Raw genomic sequence first — 25,647 nt, forward strand, 5'->3', positions numbered from 1 at the left:
GGCGGTGATCCCGGCGATGCGCACACCGGGCGCCAGCGGGTAGCTGGGCACCGCCACGGCCCAGCCCCGGCCTGCGCAGCCGGCCGCGAGGTGCGACCAGTATGACTTGTCGAAACGCCGCCAATAGCCGCCATGCACGAACACCACCAACCCCGCTGGCACCTCCCCCGCGGGCAGGAACAGGTCCAGCCGCTCGCGCTCGCCGGGGCCGTAGGCAAGGTCGGCGCGCAGCCGCCCGGCGGCGGCCATGTCTGCACGGTACGCCGCGGCCGTCTCGAACCACTGCGCCGGCAGGTCGGCGGCGCCGGGCACGTGGCCGGTGTTGTCGAACGCCTCGTCCCAGTCGATCATGCCACCCCTCCCGCGTTGCCGGCCCGACGGTATTCCGGGCGGCAGGGCAGGGCAAGCCGGCACCGTCCGGCGCGGCCTCGCGGAGTGTACGGGCTCCTGCACGAAAGAGGGCGACGGTCGGCGGCCGCCAAGAAACCTACCTCGCGAACTTCTTGTGCTTGATCCGCGTGGGCTCCAGCGCGTCCGGCCCCAGCCGGCGTTTCTTGTCTTCCTCGTAGTCCTCGAAGTTGCCCTCGAACCATTCCACGTGCGCCTCGCCCTCGAAGGCCAGCATGTGGGTGCAGATGCGGTCCAGGAAGAAGCGGTCGTGGCTGATGACCACCGCGCAGCCGGCGAAATCCACCAGCGCGTCCTCCAGCGCGCGCAGCGTTTCCACGTCGAGGTCGTTGGTGGGCTCGTCGAGCAGGATCACGTTGCCCCCCGACTTCAGCAGGCGGGCCATGTGCACCCGGTTGCGCTCGCCCCCCGACAGCAGCGAGACCTTCTTTTGCTGGTCGCCGCCCTTGAAGTTGAAGGCCGAGGCATAGGCGCGCGAGTTCATCTGCGCGTCGCCCAGCTCGATCATCTCGGCCCCGCCCGATATCGCCTCCCAGACCGTTTCGTCCGGTTTCAGGTCGTCTCGCGACTGGTCGACATAGGCCATCTTGACAGTGTCGCCGTACTCGATCGTGCCGGCGTCGGGCTGTTCCTGCCCGGTCAGCATCCGAAAGAGCGTGGACTTGCCCGCGCCGTTGGGGCCGATCACGCCCACGATCCCGCCCGGCGGCAGGGAGAAGTCGAGATCCTCGATCAACAGCTTGTCGCCCATGTGCTTTTTCAGCCCGTTCACCTCGATCACCTTCTGGCCGAGGCGGGGACCGTTGGGGATCACGATCTGGGCGCGGCCGACCTTCTCGCGCTCGGACTGGTTGGCCAGTTCGTTATAGGCGTTGATACGGGCCTTCTGCTTGGCCTGCCGGGCCTTCTGGCCCTGCCGCATCCATTCCAGCTCGCGCTGGAGGGTTTTCTGGCGCGACTTGTCCTCGCGCGCCTCCTGCTCCAGCCGTTTCGCCTTCTGTTCCAGCCAGCTGGAATAATTGCCCTCGTAGGGGATGCCGCGGCCGCGGTCGAGCTCGAGGATCCAGCCGGTGATGTCGTCGAGGAAGTAGCGGTCGTGCGTGACGATCAGGATCGTGCCCTTGTAGTCGATCAGGTGCTGTTGCAGCCACGCGATCGTCTCGGCGTCGAGGTGGTTGGTGGGCTCGTCCAGCAGCAGCATGTCCGGCGCCTCCAGCAATAGCCGGCACAGCGCCACGCGCCGTTTCTCCCCGCCCGACAGGGTGCTGACATCCGCCTCGTCCGGCGGGCAGCGCAGCGCCTCCATCGCCACGTCGATCTGGGAATCGAGGTCCCACAGGTTCTCGCTGTCGATCTCGTCCTGCAGCGCGGCCATTTCCTCGGCCGTTTCGTCGGAGTAGTTCATCGCCAGCTCGTTGAAACGTTCCAGCTTGGCGCGCTTGGCCGCGACCCCCTGCATGACGTTGTCGCGCACGTTCATGCTGCCGTCGAGCTCGGGCTCCTGCGGCAGGTAGCCCACGCGAACCCCGTCTGCCGCCCATGCCTCGCCGGTATAGTCGGTGTCGAGCCCGGCCATGATGCGCATCAGCGTGGACTTACCCGCGCCGTTGACGCCCACCACGCCGATCTTGACCCCCGGCAGGAAGCTGAGATGGATATCCTCGAAGCATTTCTTGCCGCCGGGATAGGTCTTGGACACGCCTTGCATGTGATAGACGAATTTCTGCGCCATGGGCTCTCTTTCTCGGAACTGCGGGATTGACGGGCATGTAAACGTGCGCGGCACGGATTTCAAAGGGAGAGTTGCCGGTGTGCCGCGGCGCGCCTCGACGTGCGGGTCGAAAGGGTCTGGACACGCCCATGCGCACTGGCCAAAGAGGGGCGATGACCGATGCGCTGCCTCTCACGCGCCCCGGGCAGGTGATCGGGGTGCTCGGCGGCTCCTTCGATCCGCCGCACCCGGGCCACGTCCATATCAGCCGCGAGGCGCTCAAGCGTTTCGGGCTGGACCGGGTATGGTGGCTGGTCAGCCCGGGCAACCCGCTCAAGCGCGCAGGCCCCGCGCCGCTTGCGGACCGGCTGGTGGCTTGCCGGGCCATCCTGCAACATCCCCGCATGGCGGTGACGGATTTCGAGGCCCGCGCCGGCACGCGCTTTACCGCCGAAACCCTCGCGGCGTTGCAGGTGGCGCGGCCCGGTGTGCGTTTCGTGTGGCTGATGGGGGCCGACAACCTCGCGCAGCTGCACCGTTGGCAGAACTGGCGCGCGATCATGGAGCGGGTGCCGGTCGGCGTGCTGGCCCGTCCCGACCAGCGCATCTCGGCACGGATGTCCAAGCCGGCCCGCGTTTACCGGCGTGCCCGCCTCCGGGGCGCCGAGAGCCAGTTGCTGGGCCACAGCGCCCCGCCGGCGTGGTGCTTTGTCAACGTGCCCATGCGGGCGATATCGTCCACCGAACTGCGGGCCGCCGGCCATTGGCGCGGGAGGCGAAACAATTGAGGCGTTTGCAGATGTGCCGCAAAGGGGAATCCGCATTGCCTGACAGGCAAAGCTGGGCATAATCGGGCCAATGGTGACACGCGTCTCGAGACGGCTGCTCCTGGGGGGGGCGTTGGGGTCGCTGGCGGGGCTTGCATGGGCTGGCGCGCCGGATGTCTCTCTGCGACCGCGCCGGCGCCCGACGGATTTCGCCGTGCGGAGCGCGCCGGAGGCCGAGGCGCTGGTGCGCGAGGCACGGCTGGGCGGGCAGGTCAGCTATGCGGTCGTCGATGTCTCGTCGGGCAGGGTTGTGGAATCGCGCCGCGCCGACGCCGGCCAGCCGCCTGCAAGCGTGACCAAGGCCGTTACCGCCCTTTACGCGCTCGATGTGCTCGGGGCGTCATACAGGTTCCAGACACGGCTGCTGGCGGCCGGCACGGTGCGCGACGGCGTGCTCGATGGCGACCTCGTGCTGGCTGGCGGGGGTGACCCGACGCTGGATACCGACGCGCTGGCCGACATGGCCGCCCGGCTGAAGAAAAGCGGCGTGCGCGAGGTGCGCGGAAAGTTGCGCGTCTGGACCGGCGCGCTGCCCTTCGAGCGCGTGATCGACCGGACGCAGCCAGAGCATGTCGGCTACAATCCGTCGATCTCGGGGCTGAACCTCAATTACAACCGGGTCAGGTTCGAGTGGAAACGGGCGGGGGGCGACTACGCGGTGACGCTCGACGCGCGCTCGGCCAAGTACCGGCCCGAGGTGCGCGTCTCGCGCATGTCCGTGGCCCGGCGCAGGATGCCGGTCTACACCTATTCCGACAAGGGCGACCACGACGCATGGACCGTGGCGCGCGCCGCGCTGGGAAACGGGGGCGCGCGATGGCTGCCGGTGCGCAAACCCGGCGCCTACGCGGCCGAGGTTTTCGCGACCTTCGCGCGGTCGCACGGCGTGGTCCTCGAGATCGGTGCGCCGCTCGGGGCCGCCCCCACGGGCCGTGTCCTCGTGACCCACAAGAGCGCGCCGCTCTCCGCGATCCTGCGGGGCATGCTGAAATATTCCAACAACCTCACCGCCGAGTTGGTGGGGATGACCGCCACTGCCCGCCGTCGGGGCAGACCCATGCCGATGCGCGTCTCAGCACGCGAAATGAGCCGTTGGGCCCGTGCCCGGCTGGGGATGCGCGACACCCGGCTCGTGGATCATTCCGGGCTTGGCGAGGCGTCGCGGCTGTCGGCCGGGGCGATGGCATCGGCGCTGGCGCAGGTGCATGGCAAGGCGGGGCTTCAACCGCTGCTCAAGACCTTCTCGATGAGCGCGGGCAACGGCCCCGGCGGCCCGGCCGAGGTCGCCGCCAAGACGGGCACACTCTATTTCGTGAGTTCGCTGGCGGGTTACATGACCGCGGCCTCGGGCCGTGACTTTGCCTTCGCGATCTTCACCGCCGATACGGACCGGCGCAGCCGGTACGACCCCTCCTCGGGCCAGCGGCCCGAGGGCGCGCGCGGCTGGAACAGCCGCGCCAAGCGCTTGCAGCAGCGACTGCTCGCGCGGTGGGAGCGCGTGCACGGGGGTTAGACAAGAGGCCCGTCCGGGTGTTCGACGCCGGCAGGAACAGGGTCTGCCGCGCTCATCCCCGGCGGTCGAGCTTTGTCGAGAGGTGCACGAGACTTTCGGAACCCTTCACGCCCTTTGCCTCGCCGATCCGGTCGAGCGTCGTATCCAGCTCCTCCGTCGTTTCCGCTTCCAGCCCGACGATCAGATCGAACCGCCCCGATGTGGTGTGCACCGTCCGCACGCCCGGCAGCGACTCCAGCCGCGCCAACACGGTGGGCGCGCTGCGCGGTTCGATGCTGACCAGAGCCGTGGCCCGCAGCGGCGCGCTGAGCGAGTCGTTTAGCTGCACGGTGTATCCTTGCACGACGCCCGTCGCCTCGAGTCTTTCGAGACGCGCCTGGACGGTCGTGCGTGCCAGCCCGAGGCGCCGCGCCAGGACGGCCACGGGCATGCGAGCGTTTTCCCGCAACAGCGCCAGAAGCGCATGGTCCAGCTTGTCGATTTGCATTCTGCCCTGTCGATTCGACGAAATCGCGCATCAATCTATACGAATTGCCCGATGAAATCGACGTCCTGCGGGAGCATGATGAAGGAAAACGGCAGACCCTTCAGAAACCGTCAGGCAAGGCAGAGACATGCGCGAAACACCGAGTTGGGCCGGCCCGGCCGATCACATCGTCCGAACCCGCCCGGATGCGGCGCTGTTCTATTTTTCACCGGCCACGCTGCAGGCTACCGCGCGCCGGTTCCGAGAGGGGTTCCCGGGGCTCGTGACCTACGCCGTCAAGGCGAATCCCGGCGACGAGGTGCTTGCGAACCTCGTCGCGGCGGGAATCGCGACCTTCGACGTGGCAAGCCCGGCAGAGATGGCGGCGGTGCGCCGTCTGTGCCCGCAAGCGGTGCTGCATTACAACAACCCCGTGCGCTCGCATGACGAGGTCGGGGCGGCGTTGGCCGTCGGGGTTGCCTCGGCGTCGGTGGACTGCCCCCGCGAACTGGGCAAGCTCGCCGGGTTGCCGCGCGCGACCGAGGTCTCGGTGCGTCTTGCCTTGCCGGTTTCCGGCGCGGCTTATGATTTCGGGGAAAAGTTCGGCGCCGCCCCGGAGGAGGCCGCCATGCTGCTGCGCGAGGTCGCGACGATGGGTTTCGTCCCGGCCATCACCTTCCACCCGGGCACCCAGTGCGCAGACCCCGCGGCATGGGGCAGCTACATCGCGGCGGCGGCGGACGTGGCGCGCGCCGCGGACGTCAGGCTGGCGCGGCTCAACGTGGGCGGTGGCTTTGCCGCGCACAGGAGCGGGCCCGCCCCCGATCTTGAGGCGATCTTCGCCCACATAGACCGGGCCGCGCGCGCTGCCTTCGGCGATGCGCCCCCCGTGCTCGTCTGCGAACCGGGGCGCGCCATGGTGGCCGAGGCGGTAACGCTGGCGACACGGGTCAAGGCGCTGCGCCCGTCGGGTGCCGTGATGCTCAACGACGGAATCTATGGTGGGCTGGCCGAGCTGCGGGACATGGGGCTTGGCGACCGTATCCGTGTGCTCGGCCCCGACGGCACCCCGCGCGCCGACCGCCCGGCCGCTTGCACCGTTTTCGGCCCCACCTGTGACAGCATCGACCGGCTGCCCGGCATGGTGCCGTTGCCTGCCGACATCGCCGAGGGAGACTATGTGCTGTTCGACGGGATGGGGGCCTATTCGGGCAGTCTTGCCACCCGGTTCAACGGTTACGGCCCGGCAGAGACCGTTACCGTCGCCTCGCTGCGCTGAGAGGCTGGACACCGCCGCACTGCAAGCTAGGGTCGCGCCCGCAACAGGCGTGAAAGGACCCGCGAGATGGAGAAATTCGGCAGGAGCCAGCCCGCCAGCCGCAGCGAGGATGTGCGCTTCCTCACCGGCCACGGACGGTATCTCGACGACACTCCGCCCGATGGCGCGCTGCGTGCCGATGTGCTGCGCTCGCCCATGGCGCATGCGGACATCGTCTCGCTCGATCTCGATGCTGCCCGGGCCGCGCCCGGGGTGCACCTCGTCCTTGATGCTGCCGCCCTGCACGACGCGGGCGTGACCGAGGGGCTGGGCACCGTCCTCGTGGACAACCGCGACGGGACCAAGGCCGCCGGCCCCCGCAGACCGCTGCTGGCCGAGGGGCGCGTGCGCTTCGTGGGAGAGGCCGTGGCGCTTGTCGTGGCCGACACGCTGGACGCCGCGCGCGATGCGGCCGAGTTGATCGAGGTGGAGTACGAGGAGCGCCCGGTGCACATGGACCTTGCCCCGGGCGGCGCGGCGCTGCATGACGTGGCGCCGGACAACCGGGCCTTTGACTGGGGGCTGGGGGACGAGGCGGCGACCGAGGCAGCCATCGCCGGCGCCGCCCATGTGGTGCGCATGCCGCTGACCGACAACCGCATAATTGCCAACCCCATGGAGCCCCGCGGCGCGTGGGCGGCGATGGAGGAGGGGCGCCTGCACATCGCCTTCGGCGGGCAGGGCGTGTGGAACACCAAGCGCAACGCGGCCAGGATTCTCGGGATGGACCCGCAGGATATCCACGTCACGATTCCCGATGTCGGTGGCGGTTTCGGCACCAAGGCGCCCGATTATCCCGAGACCTATCTCGTGGCGCAGGCCGCCCGCATGCTGGGCCAGCCGGTGCGCTGGATGGCAGAGCGGGGCGAGGGCATGCTCAGCGACAATGCCGGCCGTGACTTGGAACACGAGCTGACGCTGGCCCTCGACGCGGATCTGCGCATAACCGGCTATCGCGTCGACACCCGCTGCAACCTCGGGGCCTACAACAGCGGGCTGGCCCAGCCCATCCAGACGGTGCTGTTTTCCAAGGTTCTGACGGGGCCGTATGACATCCCCGCGGCGTATCAGCATGTCGAGGGGTATTTCACCAACACCACGCAGGTGGACGCCTATCGCGGCGCCGGCCGGCCCGAGGCGATCTACGCGCTGGAGCGGATCATGGACCGCGCCGCACGCGAGCTGGGGGTCGATACGTGGGAGTTGCATCGCCGCAACTTCATCGCGCCGGACCAGTTCCCCTATACCACCGTGTCGGGCGAAACCTATGACGTGGGAGATTTCCAGCGCCTGCTGGATCGCGCGGCTCTGGAGGCGGACAGGGACGGCTTTGCCGCCCGCCGCGGCGAGAGCGAAAGCCGCGGCCGGCTGCGCGGCATGGGGCTGTGCTATTACATCGAGAGCATTCTCGGGAACCCGTCCGAGACGGCAAAGGTGGCGTTTCACGCCGACGGCACGGTGTCGATCTATGTCGGCACGCAGTCCAACGGGCAGGGGCACGAAACCGTCTATGCCCGCTTCCTGTCGGACCAGACCGGCATCCCTGTCGAGGCGATCCGCGTGGTGCAGGGCGACAGCGACCTGATCGCCGCGGGCGGTGGCACTGGCGGGTCGCGTTCCGTCACCACGCAAAACAACGCGACGCTGGCCACGGTCGGGGCGATGGTCGAGGCGTTCACCGGGTATCTGGCGCAGAAGGCGGGTGTCGATCCCGGCGAGGTGAGCTTCGATGACCAAACCTTCCGCCTGCCGGGATCGAACCTGACGCCGACACTGGTGGAAGCGGCCGGGATGGCGCGCGCCGACGGGCGGATGGACCTTTTGGTACACGAGCAGACCGCGACGTTGCCGGGGCGGTCCTATCCCAACGGTGCGCATGTCGCGGAGGTGGAGCTTGACCCGGAGACCGGCAAGGTGACGCTGGAACGGTACACCGTGGTTGACGATTTCGGAAATCTCATCAACCCCCTGTTGGCCGAGGGGCAGGTGCATGGCGGGACCGTTCAGGGCATAGGGCAGGCCCTGTGCGAGCAGGTAGGCTATGACGCCGACGGCCAGCTTCTGACGGCGAGTTTCATGGACTATGCAATGCCACGGGCCGATGATGTCCCCATGATCGCCTTCACGTCCGTGCCGGTTCCCTCGACGGCCAACGTGATGGGCATGAAGGGTTGTGGCGAGGCCGGAACCGTGGGTGCCATGGCCGCGACGGCAAATGCAGTTGCGGACGCGCTTTGGCAGCAAGGCGTGCGGCGGGCCGAGATGCCCTTCACCCCGGCACGGGTCTGGGAGATGTTGAATCATGGGAGGAATGCGGCGGGTTGAACGCCTTTAACACAGACCGCGCCGCGGGCAGCGCCACGCGGTGCGAGATTGCGCGATGGATGGCAGGGGCGTCCCCCGCCGATGGCTTTGAGTTGCTACCCGCGGCCGTGGAGTAGCGGCAGAACGTGCCGTCAAACCTCAAACCGGCGCAATTTCTACGCCGGTTAACTGGGAATCTTCGCCGATAATTCTTCTTTCACGGAAATGCTGCGCAGCTTCTTGCTGCATTCGCAACGCATTTGCACGGGTGCTACGCTCAATCGCTGCGGGGCGTCATGATCAGGCATGTCGTGCTGCCGGTGGCGTAAAGCCGGCCGTCCGCCGTCGCGCGTATCTCGCCCGTGGCCACGGCGGTCGATCGCCCGGCATGTGCCACGGATCCTGTCGCAACCACCTGCGTATCCGGGGGCAGGGCACGGGTGATGTTCACGTGGTAATCCAGCGTGGTGTAGACCTGTCCGCGTTGCAGGACCGTCATGACGGCGCAGCCCATGCAGCTGTCGAGGAGTGCCCCGTACCAGCCGCCATGCACGCCGCGCATCGGGTTGGTCGCGCCGAAGCCCGGACAGCCGTCGAACCCGACCTTGCCCTCCTCGGCCAGAACCGGGCGGAAACCAAGCGTCGCGCCGATCGGCGGACCGGACAGCCGGCCAGAGATCATGTCCTGCATGAACTCCAGCCCGGACCGTGCGGCCACCTCCTCCGGGCCGGGCAATTCGTCCATCCGCGCGGCTGTGAAGTATGTCATGGGCGCCTCTCTCCTGCGCCCCGATCCATAGGCCACCCCCGGCGGGCGGGCAAGCGCAGTCCGGCGTTCAGGCCACGTCGCGCAACTCGGGTCGCGCACGTACGCCGAGCGCATGACAGACGTCCCGGGTCAGTTCCGGCCGGTTGAGCGTGTAGAAATGGAGGTGGTCCACGCCTTCCTCGACCAGCTTGCTGCACAGCTCCGTTGCCTGTGCGACGGCCAGAAGCTCGGCCCGGCCCTCGCCGTCCCGCACGGCGCGGTCGAACGCCGACTCCAGCCAACCGGGGATGCGCGTGCCGCAGGCGCGGGCAAACTTGCGCACGCCCGTCCAGTTTTCGATCGGCAGGATGCCGGGGCGGATCGGCGCATCGATACCCGCGGCCGCGCAGCGGTCGCGGAAACGCAGGAAGCTTTCCGGCTCGAAGAAGAACTGCGTCACCGCCTCCGAAGCGCCCGCGTCGATCTTGCGCTTGAGCCAGTCTATGTCCGCTTGCGGATTGGCCGCTTCGGGATGAACCTCTGGATAGGCACCCACGCGGATGGTGTCGAACCGGCCCGTTTCGGCAAGCGCGGAGATAAGCTCGCAACTGTTGCCGAAGCCGTCGGGATGCGGCGTGAAGCCGTCGGCGCCCTTGGGTGGATCGCCGCGAAGGGCAACGATTTCGCGCACACCGGCCTCGGCAAATCCCTCGGCGATGGCGAGTGTTTCCTCCCGGCTGGCATCGACACAGGTCAGGTGCGCCGCGACGTTCAACCCGCTGTTGGCGTGCAGCGTGCCAACGGCCTCGCGCGTCAGTTCGCGGGTCGTCCCGCCGGCCCCGTAAGTCACCGAAACGAAGGAGGGGTCCAGCGGCGCAAGGGACTGTACCGTGTCCCAAAGGCGAAACGACGCTTCAAGCGTCTTGGGCGGGAAGAACTCGAACGAAACGGATGGCGTGCTCATTGGCGGGCCCTCGGAAATTATGCGATCGTGCTCTTGTCGCAAACCTCGTAACGTGAGACAAACTCAAATTCCTCATGGTTAATATGAAAAGCTCTCAATATGCATATTGATTTCCGCCATCTCAAGACGATCCGCGCGATACACCAGGCGGGCGGTCTGGCCCGTGCCGCGGAGTTGCTGCACATTACCCAGTCGGCGCTCAGCCACCAGATCAAGGGTCTGGAGGAACAGGCAGGGGTCGAGCTTTTCGTTCGCCGCTCCCGGCCCTTGCGGCTCTCGGCGGCGGGCATGCGCCTTCTGCGCGTGGCCGAGAAGGTTCTGCCCGAGATGGAGGCGCTCGAGGCGGAGTTCGACGGGCTGAAGCAGGGCAGTGCCGGGCGTCTTCACATCGCCATAGAATGCCACGCCTGTTTCGAATGGCTCTTTCCCGTGCTCGAGGCATTCCGCAAGTCATGGGGCGACGTGGATGTCGATATCCGCCCCGGCCTGGCTTTCGATGCCTTGCCCGCCCTTCAAAAGGAGGAGGTCGATCTCGTCATCTCGTCGGACCCCGAGGAACTGCCGGGGGTCGAGTTCAAGCCGCTGTTCGACTACGAGCCGCTTTTCGTGGCGTCTTCGCAGCATCCTCTGGCGTCGCGGCCCCATATCGACGCAGAGGACTTGCGCGGCGAGACATTGATCACCTACCCCGTGGATCGCACCCGCCTCGATGTGTTCACCGAGTTGCTGACCCCGGCTCGGGTCGAGCCGCGGGCGGTGCGGCAGGTCGAGTTGACGGCGGTTATCCTTTTGCTTGTGGCGTCCAATCGGGGCGTATCGGTTCTGCCGGACTGGGTTCTGCGCGAAAGCCGCACCAGTTCGGACTATGTCACCAAGCGCCTCACCGGCAACGGTGTCACGAAGCGGCTTTACGCCGCGATCCGCAGCGCGGACGCCGACAAGCCGTTCATGGCGCATCTGCTGAAACTCGCCCGCGATATTCCCGTGCGCCTGCAGCGGACGCCGGCGGCGGCGCAGGGCCCGGCCCCCGCCGATCCCGGTGCGGTGCCTTGAGGCGCCGACTCGCGCCTCTTCCCGGAAAAAAATGCACTGTTCTGAAGGCTGAAAACGGTGTAGACGTGCACCGGGGATGTCATTCAACCGGATGAGGTAAGCCGTTTGCTGGTCCCCTTTGGAATACGTTTTCTCCGCGCGATCATCGTTTCCCTTTTGCTGATCGGTGCCATGGCGCCCCTTGCGCTGGCAGAGCCGTTGTCAGGGCGTCTGTCCACCGGTGAGCGTCTTTCCTTTTCCATCGTCGCCGGCAAGATGACGAACAATGGCTTCGACGAGGTCTTGCTGCCTTACGAGGTCGATTTCGCAAAGCCGGGGTTTGCCGGTCTCATCCTCGGATATGAGGTGCCGCTCGAGGATCCGCGATGGGAAATCGGCGTCGAGGTTCAGGCCAACCGGCATTTCGGGCGGGGCACGTATCAGGAGTTCGTCGTGCCGGCCACCATCCGTTACAGCCCGGCCCGTCCCTGGTGGCCGGTCATCGACAGCTTCGCCTTCGGGCTCGGGCTGTCCTACACCACGCAAACACCGCCGCTGGAGATCGCCCGCCGCGGCGATTCGCAGCGTGCGATGGTGTATTTCTCCCTCGAGACGGCCTTCTCGCTCAACCAGCCGGAAGACAGCGTTTTCCTGCGGCTTCACCACCGCTCTGACGCGTACGGGCTGTTCGCGACCAATTCGGGGTCTAACGCCTTCGCGATTGGTTTCCGCAGGGGATTCTGACGCGAACGCCGTCCTTTTCCGGGCAATTCCGTCTTTCAGGTATGCGACCTGGATGCACCTGTTATAGACAGCTTGCTTGTGAAAGTTTGAAAATCCGCGCATTTTTGCGGCTGGCTCACACCTGACGGAGAACCCGATGAAACTCGCGACCGCCGCCTACCCGCTCGACCCCGTGACACGCTGGTCCGACTATGCCGAGAAGATCGGTTCATGGGTGGCAGAGGCGGCTGGACAGGGGGCCGAGCTGCTGGTCTTTCCCGAATACGGGGCGATGGAACTGGCAACACTTGCGGGGGCCGACAGCGCGGCTGATTCGGAATCCTGCCAGCGCACCGTGTCGGAGCTGCTTCCCGACGTGGACGCGCTGCACGCCGAACTGGCCCGGCAGTTCGGCGTGCATGTCTGTGCCGCGTCCGCGCCGGTATTCGACCCGGCTTTCGGGGAAAGGCCGGTCAACCGGGCCCGCCTTTTCACGCCGTCGGGGGCCATGGGGGTACAGGACAAGCAGATCATGACACGCTACGAGCGCGAGGCGATGGATGTCGTGCCCGGCGGTCCCTTGCGGCTGTTCGAGACCGCGCTGGGCAGGATCGGCATCCTGACCTGCTACGACGCCGAGTTTCCCCTGTTCGCCAGGGCGTTACGGGATGCGGACGTGATCCTCGTGCCCTCCTGCACCGAGGCGCTTTCCGGCTATTGGCGGGTGCGGATCGGGGCGATGGCGCGGGCGCTGGAAACCCAGTGTGTCACCGTCATGGCCTCACTTGTCGGTGCGTTCCCGGCCTGTCCGCATGTCGACGAAAACACCGGCACTGGGGGCATTTTCGGCCCGCCCGACACGGGGTTTCCCGAAACGGGCGTCATCGCGGAGGGTGCTCTCAACAGCCCCGGCTGGACCTTTGCCGAGATCGACCGCGCCGCCATCGCCCATGTGCGTGCCGATGGCCGCGTGCTGGGCCAGGTGCACTGGAGCGAACAGGACGGGCGGTCCGATCGGGCCATGCCCGAGGTTCTGCGGTGATAAAATCCTTGAAAAAAAAGCCGAATGGCCTCATGTATCCGACGTTCCGCGGGAAAGCGGGATGACAAGTGAAGGAGAGATCATGGCCAAGGAAGACACACTCGAGTTTCCCGGTGTCGTGAAGGAACTCCTGCCCAACGCGACATTTCGGGTCGAGCTCGAGAACGGCCATGAAATCATCGCGCACACGGCGGGAAAGATGCGAAAGAACCGCATCCGCGTTCTGGCAGGCGACAAGGTGCAGGTCGAGATGACCCCCTATGATCTGACCAAGGGTCGGATCAACTACCGCTTCAAGTAAGCATTTGACGTCACCATGAAACTGATCCTCGGGTCGGGCAGTCCGCGGCGGCGGGACCTGCTGGCGCAAATCGGTGTCGTGCCGGACGAAATCCGCCCGCCCGAGATTGACGAAACGCCACTGCGAAACGAGCGGCCGCGCCGTTATTGCGCCCGGATGGCGCGCGAAAAGGCGCAGGCGGTCGCGGCGGATCGCGACGATGTCGTGCTGGCCGCCGACACCACGGTGGCCGTGGGCCGGCGCATCCTCGGCAAACCTGCGAACGCGCCCGAGGCCGAGAGCTTCCTGCGGCTGATGTCGGGCCGGCGGCACCGCGTGGTAACCGCCGTGGCCGTGCGCCGCGGGGCGCGCACATGGCAACGCGACGTGGTGACCACCGTGCGGATGAAACGTCTGTCCGAACGGGAGCTTCGGGGATACCTGGCAACGGGCGACTGGCAGGGCAAGGCCGGGGGCTACGGTATACAGGGACCGGCCGGGGCGCTGGTGCCGTGGATCCAGGGGTCCTTCACGGCCGTGGTGGGATTGCCGCTGGCCGAGACGGCCGGGCTGCTTCAGGCGGCAGGGGTGTCGCTCTGGCAGGGGCGCACATGAAAGGCACGACCATATGCCTTGACCACCTCAAAGGGCGCGAGGCTGCCGCACTGATGGAGGATGGCCGGCTGGCCGATCTTTACGTCGACGGCGACCATCCGCGCCCCGGCACCGTTTACCGCGCCCGGGCCGGCCGTCCGGTAAAGGGGCAGGGGGGGCTTTTCCTGGAAACGCCCGACGGCACGGCCTTTCTGCGCATGATCAAGGGCGTGGCGCCGGGTGATATGCTGATTGTGCAGGTGACCGGCTTTGCCGAGCCCGGCAAGGCAATCCCGGTGACCGCGAAACTCCTATTCAAGAGCCGTCATGCCATCGTCACGCCCGGGGCGCCGGGCCTGAACGTTTCGCGGGGCATCCGGGATGATGCCCTGCGCGACCGCCTGCTGGAACTCGCCCATTCGGAAGCGGGGGAGGGCGCCATGGGCCTGATCCTGCGCTCCTCCTGTGCCGCGGCGGCAGAGGAGGACATCGCCGAGGATATCCGCATGATGGTGGATCTCGCCGAACGGGTGACCGCTGACGCGGAGGGCCCGTTCGAGAAGCTCGTCGAGGGCGACGGGCCGCATCTGCGGGCCTGGCGGGAGTGGACACAGCCGGCGCAGGTGGCGCGGGAAACCGGTGCCTTCGAGGCGCATGGCGTGCTGGACGCCATCGACGCCCTGCGCGACCCGCATGTCCGGTTGCCCGGCGGGGCCGGCATGTATGTCGAGCCGACCCGCGCGCTGGTGGCCGTCGACGTGAACACGGCCGGGGATACCTCGCCCGCCGCCGGGCTCAAGGCCAACATGGCCGCGGCGCGCGAGCTGCCCCGCCAGCTCCGGCTGCGCGGTCTGGGCGGGCAGATCACGCTCGACCTCGCCCCCATGGCCAAGAAGGATCGGCGCGGTTTCGAAACGGCCCTGCGCGCGGCGTTCCGCAAGGACAGCGTCGAGACGGCGCTTGTCGGCTGGACGCCGCTTGGCCATTATGAACTCCAGCGCAAACGCGACAGGATTCCCATCAATCTCGCAGGCCCTGCATGACTTGCCCGATCTGTGCGAAGGCCACGGACCCGCGCTTTCGCCCCTTCTGCTCCCGGCGCTGCGCCGATGTCGATCTCGCGCGGTGGATGCGCGAAGACTACGCGGTGCCCTCGCGGGATCCCGAGGATATCGAGCGCGCGCTCGAGGAGTCGGAAAGGCCGGAGCGCAAACCGCACTGAAAACCGTCCAATTCCCTCTGGACACCCCGAGCAACCTCGCCTAGAACGCCCGCACCCGAACGCAAGACCGTTCCCCGTGCCCGGGTAGCTCAGGGGTAGAGCAGTGGATTGAAAATCCTCGTGTCGGTGGTTCGATTCCGCCCCCGGGCACCACGAACAACTCTCAAAATATCATTCAAAACAAGGTACTTAGAGGGTAATTCGGCTTGAAGCGGAATTTGCTCAGATGTGCTATTTTCTGACCCGTTCTGAGCTTTTCACACATCTTTTGCATGGCAAAAGCATGGCAAAAACGCCGCCCGCCATCGTAAGGGGAATCGTGGTGAAACGGTAAAGCCCCGGTCAGGGGGCTATTCTTCGTCCTGCGCCCCTGCGGTTTCTGAAGCAGGCGGGGGATTGCCACCAAGCCCCGGCGGCAAACGCTCATCGGCGCGGCGGTATAGGTCCTGTAGCATCGCTTCCTTTGTGGATGCCTCTGGGTCCGTTCCATCCTGACGGAAGCCGCTGGGCGTCAGCCCCTTGTGTGATGTTTTTCCTTCGTAAGAGTTCGAGATTGGGCGGGTCGTCCGGACGCCGCTGACGCGGCCATCCCCCTCTCCCACTGTTTTCATCGGTTATCCTGATTAAGCAATTCAGAACAATTTCCGTACCTGAGACCAGATATCTCGGAAATTTGACAGCGATGTTTTTTTTCTTGACGGTGAGGGTTACCCGAAGACCCCATAAAGCCCTTTGAGAAGGAGAACCTCTTGGCTCGTTTCTTTTTGATCGTTTGTGTTATTTTCTTGTCCGGATGCTTACAGACGCCTCCTCAAGACACCGCCTCGGCTTCAGGAGAGGTGGTCGTCGAATACGACAAATTCAAACAAGAGCGTATCATACGAACACCGCTCTATTTGAGCAAGCAGGGTTTTACCGACACTTTCCCTGTAAGCCTTGCTTACGAAGCTACTGAGAAAAATGGAGCAATAAAGCTTATCAGATTATATGTCGTCACCACCCGGACAGAATGGGGGTTCTACCGCTCCGCTACCGGCGAAGATGGTTATGAGTTTCAGTTTTTCGAAGTGGATGGAGAGGTCGATTCCGCAGGGGGCATAGTGACCGTGGAGGAACATTTTTCCCTTTCTGTGCCAATTGCACAGCTTCGTAGGATGGTATCCAGTGACTATGAGATAAAGGTATACGGTAAGCGTGACAGTGGCGTGTTTACTGTACCGGCATCTGTGACACGCGCCTTCTTGAACAAGCTAAATTCACTGTGAACTTTCAGGGGCCGCGTCAGCGGCGGACGGGACATCTTTGCCGGGCGGCCTACCTATGCCGGTGGGGCAGGGCATACCGGTTCCTCGTTCTCGGCATGAAAAACACTCTACTTCATCAAGTGAAAAGTGTCCATCAAACCGGGGGAACTCCAGCTCCAGTCTTGTAAGAAGTCGAAACGGCATCAATCAGGCGATCTTGGTAGGAGTCCCTTACCCTTTGATTGCCCGATACACCGTCATCCGTGACACGCCCAGTGCCGCCGCTATCTCGCTGGTCCGCTTACCCTGCTGCTTCAGGTCTTTGACCTTCTGGTCATCGACCGCCGTATTCCCGCCCCGATAGCCGCCGTACCTTTGCCGTGCGCGATTCCGGGTATCGCGTTTTGCCTGAACCGTGTGGGAAAATAATGCAGCATTATGCAGAATTGTCGCGGGTCGTGACGCGGTGATGTCATGAAATGACAGAAAATCGTTGCGTGAGGGGTGTGTTGGCGCTAGCCCATGATCAGCATAATTTGCGCGGGAGCGGAAAATTTGCAAAGCATGGGGGAGGCCTTGTCACTCGCGGTTCAGCTGGTGATCTCGGCAGATTCCGATCTGCTGGAGATCGTGCTGCTGTCGCTGCGCGTCAGCCTGAGCGCCACGCTGGTCGCGCTCGTGGTCGGCCTGCCGGTCGGGGCGCTCGTGGCGATCAGCCGTTTCCGGGGCCGCACTCTGGTGCTGGTCGTGATGAACGCGCTGATGGGGCTGCCGCCGGTGGTCGTGGGGCTGCTCGTCTACCTGCATTTCTCGCGTTCGGGTCCGCTTGGGTTCCTCGGCCTTCTCTACACGCCGACGGCGATGATCGTGGCGCAGACCATCCTCATCGCGCCCATCGTCGCCTCGCTCTCGCGGCAGGTGCTTGAGGACCTGCACGCGGAATACGCCGAGCAGTTCCGCTCGCTCGGCCTGTCGGCGCGCCAGACCATCCAGGCGCTCTTGTGGGATGCGCGCTATTCGTTGCTGACCGTCGGGCTGGCGGGCTTCGGCCGGGCGGTCGCCGAGGTCGGCGCGGTCATCATCGTGGGCGGCAATATCGACCATCTGACCCGCGTCATGACCACGGCGATCGCGCTGGAGACGTCGAAGGGCGAGCTGGGCCTTGCGCTGGCACTGGGGATCGTCTTGCTCGTGATCGCACTCGGCGTGAACGCGGCGGTCCAGTCGCTGCGCGTCACGGCGGCGCGGATGGCCTATGTCTGACGCCGCGGCCATCCCCGTTGCCGCGATGCCCGAGCGCACCGCGCGTGCGATCCTGCCGCTTCGCGTGCGCGAGCTGTGCCTGCAGTTCGGCGAAGCGACGGTTCTGGATGGTCTCGACCTCGATCTGGGGCCCGATGGGTGCACTGCCGTCGTGGGGCCGAACGGCGCGGGCAAGAGCCTGCTTCTGAAGCTCCTGCACGGGCTGATACCGCCCACGTGGGGCCGTATTTCGTGGGGCGGGCAACCACCCGGCGCGGTAACGGCGCGCCAGTCGCTGGTGTTCCAGAAGCCGGTTCTGCTGCGCCGGACCGTGGCGGCCAATCTCGACTTCGTGCTGCGCGCGCGCAACATGGACCGCCGCCGGGGGGGTGAAATCCTGCGCGAGGTGGGGCTTGCCGACAAGGCCAGCCAGCCGGCCCGGCGGCTGTCGGGCGGTGAGGCGCAGAGGCTCGCGCTGGCGCGGGCACTGGCCACGCAACCCGAGGTTCTGTTCCTTGACGAGCCAACCGCCAGCCTTGATCCCGCATCGGCGTTGGCCATCGAGAAGATCGTCACGCAGGCGTGCCGCCGCGGGGTGCGCGTGATCCTGGTCACGCATGATATCGGGCAGGCGCGCCGGCTCGCCGATGATGTCGTTTTCCTCTACCGCGGCCGCGTGGCCGAACACGCCGCGGCGGCGGATTTCTTTCCCGTGCCGCGATGCCGGGCGGCACGGGACTACCTGAACGGCAGGCTCGTTCTCTGATTCAAAGAATCCATGGGAGATTCCAGCACATGACCGGTAAACTCGTACAGGCCGCGGCCATTGCACTTGTCCTGTCAGGGCCCGCCGTGGCGCAGGACCAATCGATCATCGTCCAGTCCACCACCTCCACCGCCAATTCCGGCTTGTACGATCACCTGCTGCCGGTCTTTGAAGGGCAAACCGGTATCAAGGTGAATGTCGTCGCGGTCGGAACCGGCCAGGCGATCCGCAATGCCAGGAATTGCGACGGCGATGTGCTGCTTGTGCACGCCAAGCCGGCCGAGGTGAAATTCGTCGAAGATGGCTATGGAACCACGCGCACCGACCTGATGTACAACGATTTCGTCATCGTCGGTCCGGCGGCGGATCCGGCCGGCATCTCGGGGCTTGGCGATGCGCAGGCGGCCTTGTCCTGGATCGCCGAAGAGGGCGCGCTCTTTGCCTCGCGCGGGGATGACTCGGGTACTCACAAGAAGGAGATGGCGCTCTGGTCGGAAACGGGCAAGGACCCCCGCGAGGGATCGGGCGCGTGGTACCGTGAAACCGGATCGGGCATGGGGGCCACGCTCAACGCCGGTATCGGCATGGGGGCGTATGTCATGACTGACCGCGCGACATGGATCAGCTTCGGCAACAAGCAGGATTACGAGGTCCATGTCGAGGGTGACGAAGACCTGTTCAACCAGTACGGGGTCATCCCGGTGAACCCGGAAAAGTGCCCGAGCGCGAATCTGCAGGCCGCGCAGGATTTCGCGCAATGGCTGCTGTCCGATGAAGGCCAGTCGGAGATCGGCGCCTACGAGGTCGACGGGCAGCAACTGTTCTTTCCGAACGCGCCGGCGAGCTGATAGGCTGGACGGGGCGGGCGATGCGTGCACCGCCCTGTGACAGGAGCAGAGCGATGGCCGACGTATCCGCGCCCGCACACGAATTCCTCACCGTGCACGAACTGGCAGAGTTGCTGAGGATCAAGGAGCGCAAGGTCTACGATCTTGCCGCGTCCGGAGAGATCCCGTGTTCGCGCGCGACCGGGAAGTTGTTGTTTCCTGCAAACGAGGTGCGGGCATGGATCGACCGGGCGAAGTCGGGCGGTCAGCCGGCAGCTGCGGGGCGGCCGCCGATCCTGCTGGGCAGCCACGATCCGCTGCTGGATTGGGCGATCCGTGAATCCGGCTGTGGCCTGGCGACCTATTTCGACGGCTCGCTCGATGGTCTCGCGCGGTTCGTCGCGGGCGAGGGCGTGGCGGCGGGGCTGCATGTCTACGACGCCGGCACCCAGAGCTGGAACGTGCCGGCGGTGGCGCGTGTCGCGGGCAGCCAGAACGCCGTGCTGGTGGCGTTCGCGCGGCGCCGGCGCGGGTTGGTGATCCGGCCGGACGGCCCGCAACCCAAGCGGTTGCGCGACATCGCCGGCCTGCGCGTTGCCCCGCGACAGGAACAGTCGGGCACCGCCGGCCTGTTCGAGACGCTGGCGCGCGACAGCGGGCTCGACATGGCCTCTCTCACCTTTGCCGACGCCGCGCGAACCGAGGATGACGCGGTGGAAAGCGTGCGGCGCGGCGCGGCGGATGTCACCTTCGGGTTGGAGGCCGTGGCGCGCCGGTTCGGGCTGGACTTCGTGCCGGTCATCGAGGAGGAGTTTGCCCTGCTCGTCGACCGCAAGGCGTGGTTCGATCCGCCGATGCAGACCCTGATGCCGTTCCTGCGAACGCGAAAGTTCCGCGAGCAGGTGCGCAGCTACGGTGGCTATGAAGTGCCGGACGCGGGGGCGGTGGTCTGGAACGCGTGACCCTGTCGCGGCGGCCGCGTGCGTCGGCCCCGATCGCCGCGGCGTTTATCAGGTAATCCTCGGGTTCTTCTGACCCCGGCCTCTGCCCGAACGTGCGTGTCGGCAGGGCCGAGCACGGCATGGTCGGCGCTCGGTGATCGGCCTCGGCGCCGCGACCGCGTTGCTCAGCGGGGTCCCGGCGGTGCCGGTCCACGTCCCGGTCCCGGAGCCCGGGCATCTTGGGGCGTGCGGGGCTGAGGGCGGATCGCCTGATGGCAGCACCCCTTAACCGGTCATTAACCAAGTCTGCCAATATTCTTGCTTACCCGTGAACCGCCGGACAAGGCGAGGCAAGTAGAGGACATTAAATGCGGAAACGGTATTCATCGTCGGATGAATTTCTGGAGAGCATCACGTTCCATGTCAGCGGTGGCTGGACGGAAACCCTGATGATGGGCAATTGCGGCCTGAAGGCATCCAACAGAGACGGCAGATGGCTGCCGTTTCACCTGAAAGATGGCTCGCGGCGCGGGAAAAGCGCACCGCGCTTTGCCCGCGCGCGGTATTGGTGCCACCGGGATCGTTTGTCGCGAACAGATCCGCGACGCCTGATTGGTAGATGGTCGTTAGCTGCAATCTCTGTGCCGGCGTTTCCGCCTCGCGCTTGACATGACTGTCGGCCACGCCGCCGCACGGCCCGGCGCGATCTGACGCGCCGCCACTGTCACAAGGGGCGCAAAAGCGGCTCAGAATTCCAGTTCTTCAACCCGCGAAAAGAGGGCGAGGGATGCACCCGGCTTCGATGGAAAACATGCGCAGATGCATCGACTGGTACCTGCCGGAGGGGCACCAGCGCGTGATCGACCTCGGATCGTACGACGTCAACGGATCCTACAGGCATCTGCTTCCCGAAACGGTGGAATACACGGGGTTCGACCTCGAGCCGGGGCCGGGGGTGGATGTGGTTCTGGAAGATCCCTACAACATCCCCTTGCCGGACAGTTCGGTTGACGTGGTCATGTCCGGTCAAATGCTGGAACATTGCGCCCATTTCTGGCGCGTCTTCACCGAAATCGCCCGCGTGCTCAAGACCGGTGGTCTTGCCTTCGTGAACGCTCCTTCCGCCGGACCGATACATCGGTATCCCGTGGATTGTTACCGTTTCTATCCTGACGCATTCCAGGCACTCGCGGATTGGGCCGGGTTGCGTCTGGTCCATTGCTGGCTGGATGAGCGCGGACCGTGGAGGGATCTGGTGGGAGTTTTCCAGAAAGACGGGAGCTTGCAGCCTCTGACGGCCCCGCCAGAGCCCAAGCCCGTACCATTGCGCAACACGCCGAACCCGGATCCGGCCGCAGAGATAATGGCTGGCCAACGTCCGTATCTCGACGTTCTGGGGGAGCTTCACGCCCTGCAGGACCCGTCCCTGTACGTTGAGATCGGTGTGCGGCGTGGCAACAGCCTGCGGGTCTGCAACTGCCGCATGATCGGGATTGATCCCGATCCGGCAGTGGAGGACGCGCCCGAGGCGCTGTCGCTCTACGCATGTACCAGCGATGACTTCTTTTTCTTTCACGCCAGGCAGCAGATCGACCGGCCGGTCGACATGGCCTTCATCGACGGGATGCATCTGGTGGAGTTTGTCTGCCGCGACTTCATGAACCTTGAAAGGAACATGAGCGACGACGGTGTCATTGTCGTGGACGACGTGCTTCCCAACCATCCGCTTCAGGCCGCCCGCGATCGGCAGACGCGGGTCTGGTGCGGGGATGTGTGGCGCATCGTGCCGTTTCTCCGCCAGAAGCGGCCCGATCTGAAACTGACGCTGCTCGACACGGCGCCGTCGGGCTTGCTCGTGATAACGCGTCTCAACCCGTCGGATCGCCGGCTGTGGAACAATTACAACCCCGCGATCAGGCAGTTGCTTGACAAGACCCCGCCGCCGCCGGAGGCGGTGCTGTCCCGGACCGAGGCCGTTGCGCCCACGCCGGACAACATCCGCGACGCGATAACCGCCTAGGCCTGCCGCATGCAACTCAGCCTCGTCGTCTGCGCCTACAACATGGATCGCGAACTGCCGCGCACGGTGTTCACGCTCGGCCCCGGTTACCAGAGGGGGGGCGAGGGGCTGGATTACGAGATCGTCGTCGTCGACAACGGATCGCGCCGCCCCGTCTGCGCCGATGCGCTGCGCGAGATCGCCCCGAACACGCGGGTCATCCGGATCGACGAGCCCTCTCCATCGCCGGCCCGCGCGATCAACGCCGCCGTGCACGACTCCGCCGGCCAGTTGATCGGCCTGTTCATCGACGGGGCGCGGATGGCCTCGCCGGGGCTGCTCGCGGCGGCGCTGAGCGCTTACCGGGCGGACCCGACCAAGGTGATCGGGTCGCTTGCGTTTCATCTCGGGCCGGACGTCCAGATGCGCTCGGTGCCGGACGGTTACGACCAGTCGGCGGAGGACGCTTTGCTGGCATCGGTCAACTGGCGCGAGGACGGGTACGCACTGTTTTCGAAATCGGTTCTGGCCGGGTCCTCCAGCCAGGGCTGGTTCGGCACGCTACCGGAATCGAACGGCGTTTTCCTCGACCGGACCTCGTGGGACCGGCTTGGCGGTCTTGACGAACGTTTCAGCGCGCCGGGCGGCGGTTTCGTGAACCTCGACTTCTGGAAGCGCGCGGTCGAGCTTCACGATGACGAGCCGTGGATCATTCTTGGCGAAGGCACGTTCCACCAGGTTCACGGCGGGGCCGCGACGAATGGCAGTGACCGGGACCGGCGACTCATGCAGGCCGAGTACAAGGCGTTGTTCGGCGTGCCCTTTGTCAAGCCGAGTTACCGGCCGCGGTTCATCGGGTCGCTTGACCCCGCGCTTGCGAAACGCTTTGCCGGTCAGCCCCCCGGCCGGCCGCGACAGGCGCATTCGGTGCGCGGCCGGGCCTTTGGTGTCGGGCTGCCGCCGAAGTCGCTGTCGCGTATACAGGCGGGCTCGCTGCGGACCCGTTACAAGGGCCGGCGTCTTGCCAAGAATCCGTTCGACCTCGTGATCTACGTGCAGCTGCTGGAGCGGCTGCGGCCGCGCACCATCATCGAGGTGGGAACCTCAGAGGGCGGCAGTGCGCTGTGGTTCCGCGATCAATGCCGCGCGCTCGGGCTGGAGTGTGACGTGCTGACCATGGACGTCGCGCCGCCCGTGGGCGACATTGACGGCGTCTCTATCTTCGAGGCGGATGCCACACGTCCGGCCGAGACCTTTCCGCATGACGTGATCGCCGCCGCCGCGCATCCGTGGCTGGTGACCGAGGACAGCGCGCATCTGTACGAGAGCACGTCGGCCGTGCTTGAATATTTCGATCCCCTGCTTGCGCCCGGTGACTACGTCGCGGTCGAGGACGGTGTTGTTGCCGATTTGCCGGGCGAACAGTACCGGAAATACCGGGACGGGCCGAACCGTGCCGTGCGCGATTTTCTGCAATCCCGCGGGGCGCGCTATGAAATCGATACCGAGTTGTGCGATTTTTTCGGCCATAATCTAACGTACTGCCCGAATGCGTGGCTGGTCAGAACCTGACCCGGCGCCGCCCACGGCGACGGGCATGCGCCAAACCCTTGAGCCCGTCACGTCGGACCTTTTCGCGCCATGCCAGCAGGGGGCGCACCGGTTGCGGGACACTCGCCGCCAAAAGTTGATACCCAGCCCCCGGGATGCGCCGCTTTCAGCCCTTCGCGCCTTCGCCGCGGGCATAGACGTCCTCATACCGCACGATGTCATCCTCGCCGAGATAGGCGCCGGTCTGCACCTCGATCAGGGTGAGAGGCAGCTTGCCGGGGTTTTCCAGCCGGTGCGTCGCCCCGAGCGGGATGAACACCGACTCGTTCTCGCTCACAAGCCTGACATCGGCGTCGACTGTCACCTTCGCGGTGCCTTCCACCACGACCCAGTGTTCGGCCCGGTGGTGATGACTTTGCAACGACAGCGCCGCCCCGGGATGCACCACGATCCGCTTGACCTGGAAACGCGGCCCGGAAACGAGGCTTTCGTACCACCCCCACGGGCGGAAATCCCGCGGCAGTGTCTCGGCCTGGGCCACGCCGCGCGCCTTCAGCGTCTCCACCACCTGCTTGACGTCCTGCGCGCGGTCCTTGTGCGCCACGAGAACGGCATCGGGCATGGCCACCGCCACCACGTTGTCGAGCCCAAGCCCCACGAGCTGCTGGTCGCCGTCCTCTGCCCGCAAAAGCGTGTTGTCGCAGTCGATGGCCAGCGCCGGGCCGGAGGTGACGCTGCCGCCCGCCGCGCCCGCGCCCTCGCGCCAGACGGCTTCCCAGCTGCCCAGGTCCGACCAAGCCCCGCCATAGGGCACGGCGGTGAGGTTGTCGGCCTTTTCCATCACCGCGTAGTCGATCGAGATGTCATCGAGCGCGGCCCACGGCCCCGGCGCCAGCCGGGTGAAGCCAAGGTCGCGCTCGGACTGGCTCACGGCGTCCCGCAGCCCCGCCAGCATGTCGGGCGCGTGGTGCTCGAACGCCTCGAGGATCGTGGTGGTGGAGAACAGGAATATCCCGGCGTTCCAAAGGTGCCGCCCGCCCTCGAGCATGGCTTGCGCCGTGTCGGCGTCGGGCTTTTCGACGAAGGCTGTCAGCGGCTGAGGCGCGGGGGTGAAGGCCGCGTCGGGCGGCGCAGCGAGTTCAAGCCAGCCATAGCCCGTCTCCGCCCGGTCAGGGCGGATGCCGAAAGTGACGATCTGCCCCTCGGCGGCGGCCGGCGCGGCGGCGCGCACCGCGGCGCGGAAAGCCTCGGCATCGGGAATGACGTGGTCGGACGGGGCCACCAGCATCAGCGCGCCGGGCGCGTGCGCGTCAAGCGCCAGCGCGGCGGCGCCCACGGCCGGCGCGGTGTTGCGCGGCGCAGGCTCGATCAGGATCGCCTCCGGCGCGATCTCCGCGGCGGCCAGCTGCTCGGTCACGACGAAGCGGAAATCGGCCGCGGTGATCACCGTGGGAGGGGCGAAACCGGGCTCTGCCAGCCGCCGTGCCGTGGCCTGGAAAAGGCTCTCCTCGCCCAGAAGCCGCGTGAACTGCTTGGGATGGCTCTTGCGCGACAGCGGCCAGAGCCGCGTGCCGGAGCCGCCGCAGAGCAAAAGGGGATGAACAAGCTGCGTCATGAAAATTCCTTAATGTGTTGCCGTTCAAGCCTTACGTCATGTGTGCGCAGCGCCGACACTAAGCCGACAGGCGCGCTGGTTGCAAGCGCGTCGGCGGGCGGCCGTCAGGCGCGGGCCGGCCACGTTCGGGCCGCGCGCCGGCGGCACGTCGCCCATATCGCCGATGGGCCCCGCGGTTCCACGGGTCCGCGCCGAACAGCGCATGAACCCGCCGCTGAACCTGCGACCCTCCCTGGACCGCGCGCGGCCCGGGGTTCTGGTCCGGTTTCGCACTGCATTTGCCGTGGCGTGCGGGCAGCTGCATCGGGGC

The 25,647-nt window shown here is 66.1% G+C and carries 24 protein-coding genes, 1 tRNA gene and 1 pseudogene; 19 read left to right on the top strand and 7 right to left on the bottom strand.

Annotated elements, in window-relative coordinates; translation table 11 throughout:
• A pseudogene (locus ACH13J_RS10680) lies at positions 1-351 on the bottom strand (alpha/beta hydrolase); the annotation flags it as partial.
• Between the two features lie 136 nt (positions 352-487).
• Positions 488-2,140 (bottom strand): energy-dependent translational throttle protein EttA, encoded by a 1,653-nt coding sequence (gene ettA / locus ACH13J_RS10685; protein WP_397543319.1) that lies wholly within the window; start codon positions 2,138-2,140, stop codon positions 488-490.
• 152 nt (positions 2,141-2,292) lie between these two features.
• Between ettA and ACH13J_RS10690 the strand changes: the two genes are divergently transcribed.
• Together ACH13J_RS10690 and dacB are read left to right on the top strand one after the other, a co-directional pair.
• A complete protein-coding gene (locus tag ACH13J_RS10690) occupies positions 2,293-2,907 on the top strand; it encodes a nicotinate-nucleotide adenylyltransferase (protein WP_397543320.1) in 615 nt (204 codons plus the stop codon).
• Between the two features lie 70 nt (positions 2,908-2,977).
• Complete coding sequence (dacB, locus tag ACH13J_RS10695) at positions 2,978-4,459, top strand: D-alanyl-D-alanine carboxypeptidase/D-alanyl-D-alanine endopeptidase (protein ID WP_397543321.1); 1,482 nt, start codon at positions 2,978-2,980, stop codon at positions 4,457-4,459.
• 52 nt (positions 4,460-4,511) lie between these two features.
• On the opposite strand, the gene ACH13J_RS10700 is transcribed toward dacB, so the two are convergent.
• Positions 4,512-4,946, bottom strand: a complete 435-nt coding sequence (locus ACH13J_RS10700) for an AsnC family transcriptional regulator (protein WP_397543322.1) — start codon at positions 4,944-4,946, stop codon at positions 4,512-4,514.
• 127 nt (positions 4,947-5,073) lie between these two features.
• Here ACH13J_RS10700 and ACH13J_RS10705 point away from each other — a divergent pair, with 127 nt between their 5' ends.
• Both ACH13J_RS10705 and ACH13J_RS10710 read left to right on the top strand, forming a co-directional pair.
• On the top strand, positions 5,074-6,204 hold the full coding sequence (locus ACH13J_RS10705) for a type III PLP-dependent enzyme (protein WP_397543323.1): 1,131 nt from the start codon (positions 5,074-5,076) through the stop codon (positions 6,202-6,204).
• Between the two features lie 66 nt (positions 6,205-6,270).
• The gene (locus ACH13J_RS10710) at positions 6,271-8,568 is read left to right on the top strand and encodes a molybdopterin cofactor-binding domain-containing protein (RefSeq protein ID WP_397543324.1); all 2,298 of its coding nucleotides are present in this window, start codon (positions 6,271-6,273) and stop codon (positions 8,566-8,568) included.
• A gap of 256 nt (positions 8,569-8,824) precedes the next feature.
• On the opposite strand, the gene ACH13J_RS10715 is transcribed toward ACH13J_RS10710, so the two are convergent.
• On the bottom strand, positions 8,825-9,316 hold the full coding sequence (locus ACH13J_RS10715; protein WP_397543325.1) for a hotdog fold thioesterase: 492 nt from the start codon (positions 9,314-9,316) through the stop codon (positions 8,825-8,827).
• 67 nt (positions 9,317-9,383) lie between these two features.
• Complete coding sequence (gene metF / locus ACH13J_RS10720) at positions 9,384-10,259, bottom strand: methylenetetrahydrofolate reductase [NAD(P)H] (RefSeq protein ID WP_397543326.1); 876 nt, start codon at positions 10,257-10,259, stop codon at positions 9,384-9,386.
• Between the two features lie 99 nt (positions 10,260-10,358).
• On the opposite strand from metF, the gene ACH13J_RS10725 reads away from it, so the two are divergent.
• The 9 genes from ACH13J_RS10725 to ACH13J_RS10765 all read left to right on the top strand — a co-directional run bounded on the left by ACH13J_RS10725 (position 10,359) and on the right by ACH13J_RS10765 (position 16,417).
• Positions 10,359-11,312, top strand: a complete 954-nt coding sequence (locus tag ACH13J_RS10725) for a LysR substrate-binding domain-containing protein (RefSeq protein ID WP_397543327.1) — start codon at positions 10,359-10,361, stop codon at positions 11,310-11,312.
• A 171-nt stretch (positions 11,313-11,483) separates the two neighbouring features.
• Entirely contained in the window at positions 11,484-12,035 is a 552-nt protein-coding gene (locus tag ACH13J_RS10730; protein WP_397543328.1) for a hypothetical protein, read from the top strand.
• Positions 12,036-12,171: 136 nt separating this feature from the next.
• Positions 12,172-13,056: a carbon-nitrogen hydrolase family protein gene (locus ACH13J_RS10735; RefSeq protein WP_397543329.1), complete on the top strand. Its 885-nt coding sequence runs from the start codon at positions 12,172-12,174 to the stop codon at positions 13,054-13,056.
• A gap of 82 nt (positions 13,057-13,138) precedes the next feature.
• The gene (gene infA, locus ACH13J_RS10740) at positions 13,139-13,357 is read left to right on the top strand and encodes a translation initiation factor IF-1 (RefSeq protein ID WP_005978431.1); all 219 of its coding nucleotides are present in this window, start codon (positions 13,139-13,141) and stop codon (positions 13,355-13,357) included.
• 15 nt (positions 13,358-13,372) lie between these two features.
• Positions 13,373-13,951, top strand: coding sequence for a Maf family nucleotide pyrophosphatase (locus ACH13J_RS10745; protein WP_397543330.1), 579 nt, complete (start codon positions 13,373-13,375; stop codon positions 13,949-13,951).
• Positions 13,948-14,973, top strand: a complete 1,026-nt coding sequence (locus ACH13J_RS10750; RefSeq protein ID WP_397543331.1) for a ribonuclease E/G — start codon at positions 13,948-13,950, stop codon at positions 14,971-14,973. Before ACH13J_RS10745 ends, ACH13J_RS10750 begins: the two co-directional genes overlap by 4 nt.
• Entirely contained in the window at positions 14,970-15,152 is a 183-nt protein-coding gene (locus ACH13J_RS10755) for a DNA gyrase inhibitor YacG (protein ID WP_397543332.1), read from the top strand. Before ACH13J_RS10750 ends, ACH13J_RS10755 begins: the two co-directional genes overlap by 4 nt.
• Positions 15,153-15,230: 78 nt before the next feature.
• Positions 15,231-15,305, top strand: a tRNA-Phe gene (locus ACH13J_RS10760).
• A 596-nt stretch (positions 15,306-15,901) separates the two neighbouring features.
• Positions 15,902-16,417, top strand: coding sequence for a hypothetical protein (locus tag ACH13J_RS10765; protein WP_397543333.1), 516 nt, complete (start codon positions 15,902-15,904; stop codon positions 16,415-16,417).
• Between the two features lie 210 nt (positions 16,418-16,627).
• Here the strand turns inward: ACH13J_RS10765 and ACH13J_RS10770 are convergent, their stop codons facing one another.
• The gene (locus ACH13J_RS10770) at positions 16,628-16,957 is read right to left on the bottom strand and encodes a helix-turn-helix domain-containing protein (protein WP_397543334.1); all 330 of its coding nucleotides are present in this window, start codon (positions 16,955-16,957) and stop codon (positions 16,628-16,630) included.
• Between ACH13J_RS10770 and ACH13J_RS10775 the strand changes: the two genes are divergently transcribed.
• The 6 genes from ACH13J_RS10775 to ACH13J_RS10800 all read left to right on the top strand — a co-directional run bounded on the left by ACH13J_RS10775 (position 16,952) and on the right by ACH13J_RS10800 (position 23,743).
• Positions 16,952-17,659, top strand: coding sequence for an ABC transporter permease (locus ACH13J_RS10775; RefSeq protein WP_397543335.1), 708 nt, complete (start codon positions 16,952-16,954; stop codon positions 17,657-17,659). The genes ACH13J_RS10770 and ACH13J_RS10775 overlap by 6 nt on opposite strands.
• Entirely contained in the window at positions 17,652-18,404 is a 753-nt protein-coding gene (locus ACH13J_RS10780) for an ATP-binding cassette domain-containing protein (RefSeq protein WP_397543336.1), read from the top strand. Before ACH13J_RS10775 ends, ACH13J_RS10780 begins: the two co-directional genes overlap by 8 nt.
• Positions 18,405-18,433: 29 nt before the next feature.
• Positions 18,434-19,252 carry a substrate-binding domain-containing protein gene (locus ACH13J_RS10785; protein WP_397543337.1) on the top strand — a complete coding sequence of 273 codons (819 nt, stop codon included), beginning with the start codon at positions 18,434-18,436 and terminating at the stop codon, positions 19,250-19,252.
• A gap of 53 nt (positions 19,253-19,305) precedes the next feature.
• Positions 19,306-20,193: a substrate-binding domain-containing protein gene (locus ACH13J_RS10790; protein ID WP_397543338.1), complete on the top strand. Its 888-nt coding sequence runs from the start codon at positions 19,306-19,308 to the stop codon at positions 20,191-20,193.
• A 790-nt stretch (positions 20,194-20,983) separates the two neighbouring features.
• Entirely contained in the window at positions 20,984-22,192 is a 1,209-nt protein-coding gene (locus tag ACH13J_RS10795) for a methyltransferase domain-containing protein (protein ID WP_397543339.1), read from the top strand.
• Positions 22,193-22,201: 9 nt separating this feature from the next.
• Positions 22,202-23,743, top strand: a complete 1,542-nt coding sequence (locus ACH13J_RS10800; RefSeq protein ID WP_397543340.1) for a CmcI family methyltransferase — start codon at positions 22,202-22,204, stop codon at positions 23,741-23,743.
• Between the two features lie 145 nt (positions 23,744-23,888).
• On the opposite strand, the gene ACH13J_RS10805 is transcribed toward ACH13J_RS10800, so the two are convergent.
• Positions 23,889-25,337 (bottom strand): mannose-1-phosphate guanylyltransferase/mannose-6-phosphate isomerase, encoded by a 1,449-nt coding sequence (locus ACH13J_RS10805; protein ID WP_397543341.1) that lies wholly within the window; start codon positions 25,335-25,337, stop codon positions 23,889-23,891.
• Positions 25,338-25,647: the final 310 nt, after the last annotated feature.

The sequence above is a fragment of the Roseovarius salis genome (assembly GCF_044472985.1).
GTDB classification, from domain to species: Bacteria; Pseudomonadota; Alphaproteobacteria; order Rhodobacterales; family Rhodobacteraceae; genus Roseovarius; species Roseovarius salis.